General features: G+C 46.0%; 4 protein-coding genes. All 4 read left to right on the plus strand.

Features of this window, described 5'->3' with window-relative positions:
- The coding region (locus QXE01_12365) for a hypothetical protein (GenBank protein ID MEM4972031.1) at window positions 1-229 on the plus strand (229 nt) is incomplete at its 5' end.
- Between the two features lie 31 nt (window positions 230-260).
- Window positions 261-1,082, plus strand: coding sequence for a metallophosphoesterase family protein (locus QXE01_12370; protein ID MEM4972032.1), 822 nt, complete (start codon window positions 261-263; stop codon window positions 1,080-1,082).
- A 5-nt stretch (window positions 1,083-1,087) separates the two neighbouring features.
- Complete coding sequence (locus tag QXE01_12375; GenBank protein ID MEM4972033.1) at window positions 1,088-1,426, plus strand: DNA methyltransferase; 339 nt, start codon at window positions 1,088-1,090, stop codon at window positions 1,424-1,426.
- Window positions 1,427-1,860: 434 nt separating this feature from the next.
- Window positions 1,861-2,985, plus strand: a 1,125-nt coding sequence (locus QXE01_12380) for a transposase (protein MEM4972034.1), incomplete at its 3' end; no start/stop codon positions are given.

A 2,985-nucleotide genomic window follows, 5' to 3' on the forward strand; every position in this document is an offset into this window, starting at 1 on the left:
TGAGGAAGAGCGTAGGAGGAATCTTGAGGATATCGTACGCCATGCCCGCTGGGAGGCTGAGATGGTTAAGAAGCTCGGTAAAAAATGGTTCGAGATAAGGGATAGATGGCTTATCGAGGCGTGGGAGGCTGATAGGGAGATGTGGAAAGACCCTAGGGTGAGGGAGGCACTGATAAAAGCAATACTGGTGAGGGACAGACTCAAGCACCGCAGACCAGCGGTGGAGTAGCTGGAGCTAGTGGTACTCGTGCCGTTAACGGGTGAGCGATGTGAGAATCTGTTGCCTAGGCGATATCCACTACTACGGGCAGCGGAGCGACCTAGAGCTACTGACCCAGCGGATTGAGAGTGTCTGCGGCAGTGCTGATGCTATGGTTGTTGTCGGCGACTTAACTTCCAGCGGGAGACTAGACCACATGAGAGAAGTTCTTGAGGCGGTGAGAGATGCTGCTGGAGGAATCCTAGTGCTTGTTGTACCCGGCAACCACGACATCTACGTTGCTTGGGACGAGGTGGAGAGAGGTGTTAACTCTCTTCTCAAGCTATCTATATTCAACAGCCTCGTCGAGAACATTGGCTGTATAGCACTGATGAAGAAACCATTCATCATAGATAACGTTGGTTTTGTTGGCTCTATCGGGTGGTACGACTATAGCTTCGCACCTCAATGGCTAAACCTCCCCCTAGATACCTATAGGGAGAAGGCTTTCGGATTGAGCATCTGGGCTGATAGGGAGTTTGTCAAGCTACCCTTCAGCGACGAGGAGTTCACGATAACGCTGCTCGAAAGGTTCGAGGAGCACATCAGAGAGGTATACAGTGCTGTAGAGAAGATAGTTGCGGTTATGCACCACGTACCCTTCAGGGAGCTGGTGCACTACAAGCTCATACCAGAGTGGGACTATTTCTCCACATTCATGGGTTCGGAAAGTTTCGGACATGTAATCAAGAAGTATGACAAGGTTAAGCTTGTTCTTTACGGGCACAGCCACAACGGCGTGGACACCGGGTTCTGCAAAGAGCTACACGGGATAAAGTGCTGCAGCTGCGCATCACCAATACCACTGGTAACCACTCTCTAGAGCTCATGGATCAGGTTGCTAAAGAGATATATAGGGTTTTAAAGCCAGGTGGGTATCTAGGTATTCTCATAGGGGATACAAGGATCCACAAACACTATGTCCCAATATCCCACCACGTCCTCCAGATCCTCCTTAGAAGGGGCTTTATATTGAGGGAGGAGGTGGTGAAGATCCAGCATAAGATGAAGACAACAAGAGAGGTTTGGAGGAAGCTGAGGAACAGGGATTTCCTCCTAATATACCACGAGAAGCTCTTCATACTAAGAAAGCCTAAGAACACAGGCGAGTATAAGGAGTATAGATACAGTTCATATATAAACCTGAACTGGAGATCGGACAGTTAAACCATATGGTAGATTAACAGTTTATTCAGCAACAATAAAGCAATGAGGATCTAGGGTGGATATCGAGGATCTGAGTTAGCTTTTTTGTTTCTCTCTGGGTATTGCTACATTGTTCGCGTTATATGAAATAGATAGGTTTTTCTCCCTCTTTATAGCCTCCTCCACAAGATCTACAATCGTCCTCTTCTTCCTCAACCTCTTAACCCATTCGCGAAGAGGTGCTGCGGTGGCAAATACACCAAGAACCGCGTCACCAGCAAACTTTACAACTGAAAGCCTCGCCTCTTCAAGGCGGGGATGCTGCTAATGCTTATAAGCTTTTGTCTCATAATTTCTTGGGGTCTTGGCGGGCTAATCTATAGCGATCACCATATACTAGCCTCTCCATCTCTATGCCTGCCAAGACCCTGAGCGTGATATCTTGATCAGGAGCTGTGTGTATAGAGCTGCTGCCGGATGAGGTGGCTGATGAGAGGCTAAGGACACTCTGTAACCTCTCTTCAAAGCTCTGGAACGAGGTGAACTATGCTAGGAGGAGGCAGTTCTTCGAAACAAAAAGAGTAGATCTTAAGCAAACATATAAGGAGTTCTATGAGAGGTATAAGAAGTTGATTGGATCTGTTACCGCTCAGCAGATCCTAATTAAGAATTATGAGGCTTGGAAAGCATTCTTCTCGTCTTTGAAGGCTAAGAAGGAGGGTAGGCTACCACCATACATAAAGAAAGTTAATCCCCCAGGTTATAGGAAGAAGGGTGGGAGGAGAACACTGTGGACAGTCCTCAGAAACGATCAATATAGAATCGAGGGTGAATATATAGTTATCAAGGGTTTAGGGGCTATAGGATCTATAAGGGTTAGATACTCTGGGAAGATACATATAGCTGGGAGGCAGGGTAGGGCTGAGATACACTACGATGCTGATGATAAGAAATGGTATATGTATGTATCATATGAGGTTGAGGAGAAGGTGATCAGGGGCAGTAGCTTTAGGATCCCACTTAAGCCTAATGGAAATAAAGAGGCTGGCATAGACATAGGCATCAATAACCTCTTGGCTGTATATGTTGATGACGGATCTGCATTGCTTGTCAATGGAAGACCTTTGAAGGCTATTAGCTTCTACTGGAGGGAGAAGATATCCGAGTATCAAAGCACATTGAATAGATATGGCTTTAAAACATCTAAGAGGCTTAGGAGGATGTATAAAAAGTGGAGAAGACAGATAAAGAGCTACATCAACTGGGCTGTTAGAAACACAATAGAATGGCTATACCATAGTGGTGTGAAGAAGATATATGTTGGTCACCCGAAATACGCTTCTCAAGAACCTGGTAAGGGCTCTAAGGTGAACTTCGAGATTGTCCATGTATGGAGCTATGGATATCTATTGAGGAGATTAAAGGAGGTTGCTGAGGAATACGGGATAGAGGTTGAGCATGTTGATGAGAAGGATACATCTAGAACATGCCCAATATGCAGGGCAATAGAGAATCACAAGAGAATATCGAGAGGGCTGTTCAAATGCTACAAGCATAACATCGTATTCAACGCAGACCTC

This window comes from Sulfolobales archaeon, assembly GCA_038897115.1.
Lineage (GTDB): Archaea > Thermoproteota > Thermoprotei_A > Sulfolobales > AG1 > AG1.

Coding starts and splice junctions, on each gene's coding strand:
- QXE01_12375 (MEM4972033.1), top strand. CDS start 1,088: ATGGATCAGGTTGCTAAAGAGATATATAGGGTTTTAAAGCCAGGTGGG.